This window comes from Bartonella sp. AP65SXKL, from assembly GCF_042195725.1.
GTDB lineage: Bacteria > Pseudomonadota > Alphaproteobacteria > Rhizobiales > Rhizobiaceae > Bartonella.
The window spans coordinates 1-604 of the sequence record NZ_JBHIOW010000110.1 but is presented as its reverse complement, the minus strand read 5'-3'; the positions used below and the strand labels follow the sequence as shown (position 1 = coordinate 604).

Here is a 604-nt window from a genome sequence, read left to right as displayed (position 1 = left end):
CGCACTTATGATGCTGTTTACGGCACGATTGAAGCTGGTGGCACGCTTGATGCCAAGTTGACAGGCTATATTGACAATCATGCGGTGCGTGAGGGGGTTGAGCAAGTTGGCTTAAGCTCTGGCGATAAAGGTTTGGCTGGTGTTAAAAACACCGATTTTGACGGTTCCAAACCACTGATTAGTGATGATCGATTGGACGGCATCATCAATGGTTTGAAAGGGCACAAAGGGCTTTTTGCACCAAGCACAAAAACACCCGCACCAGAATCCATACAAGTGCCAACGCAAGATGGGCTTAACTCTGTTAAGACAGAATTGGACCAGACCCAAACACCGGATGTGCCATTTTTAGTCGAGACGCGTCCAGATTTTATCAACCCAAGTAAATTTTTAGGATCGGACTATTACTTAAAAAAGATTGGCAATTATAAGCCTGAGCACGTGTTCAAAAAGTTGGGGGATGCTTATTTTGAATATCGTCTGGTGGGTGAGCAAATCTTTGAACTGACAGGCAATCGCACTCTTCTTGATGTTGAAGATCCCAATGCTCAAATGCAAAGGCTCTATGACAATGCTGTGGAGCAGCAAGATCCCTTGGGGTTAG

General features: G+C 45.2%; 1 protein-coding gene. It reads left to right on the top strand.

Annotated elements, in window-relative coordinates; all coding sequences use genetic code 11:
- Positions 1-604, top strand: a 604-nt coding sequence (locus ACFIMP_RS09925) for a hypothetical protein (RefSeq protein WP_375686351.1), incomplete at both ends; no start/stop codon positions are given.